Origin of the sequence: Parabacteroides sp. AF39-10AC (assembly GCF_003635405.1) — a bacterium.
In the GTDB taxonomy this organism is placed as follows: domain Bacteria; phylum Bacteroidota; class Bacteroidia; order Bacteroidales; family Tannerellaceae; genus Parabacteroides; species Parabacteroides distasonis.
In genome coordinates, this window is record NZ_QTLP01000019.1 from 110,683 (window position 1) to 111,357 (window position 675).

Here is a 675-nt window from a genome sequence, read left to right on the forward strand (position 1 = left end):
CTCGGCATCCAAGCTTTTAGCGGGGCTGATCTTGTCACGTCGCGCCACACCCGTAGTAGGAAGCGTGAGCACGTACCAGCGTACAGTCTTCAAGTCATGACGCTTGCCAACTCGCGCCGTACCCCTCTCCGAGCAACCGTCTCTCAAAACATTCATCATTATGATTATCTTTTCCTAAGATTATATCAAGATCTCCACTCAAGCCTCACGACAATTCAAAGCCCTACCAAGAGCGCCCTATTTACTCCTGATAAACAACACTTTATGTTTTTAAAAATGGCTTTTCTGAAAATCACCATCGGTTGAAATATTAAGCTACTTGGGAAGTAGCGTAAAACAGGAACACGGAGCACACGGAATACACGGATTTCACGGATAGGGAATACGGAATGAAAGCACTTTTCCGTGTATTCCGTGTGCTCCGTGTTCCAACTCATAATAAAATGTGATTATCGGCAAAAGGAGATTCCTTTCGCCTACATCGTCATGCCCATACAGGAAGGATTAAAGCAAAATCAGAAAGGCATGCCGCTTATGCAGAACGGAAATGAGACTACCGACAAGCCAAAAAGGAAATGTGTCCCTTTAAAAACTTGTTTCTCGATACTTTTTGGCTATATTCGCGCCGTGAAAGAATACGCTACTTCCCAAGTAGCAAGCCTCTTACCCCACTTT

The 675-nt window shown here is 44.6% G+C and carries 1 protein-coding gene and 1 pseudogene; one reads left to right on the forward strand and one right to left on the reverse strand.

Translation table 11 applies throughout. From position 1 onward, the window contains the following. Positions 1–159, reverse strand: a pseudogene (locus DW033_RS24960) (transcriptional regulator); the annotation flags it as partial. A gap of 264 nt (positions 160–423) precedes the next feature. Here DW033_RS24960 and DW033_RS24965 point away from each other — a divergent pair. After that, on the forward strand, positions 424–675 hold a 252-nt coding region (locus DW033_RS24965), incomplete at its 3' end, for a hypothetical protein (protein ID WP_233554225.1).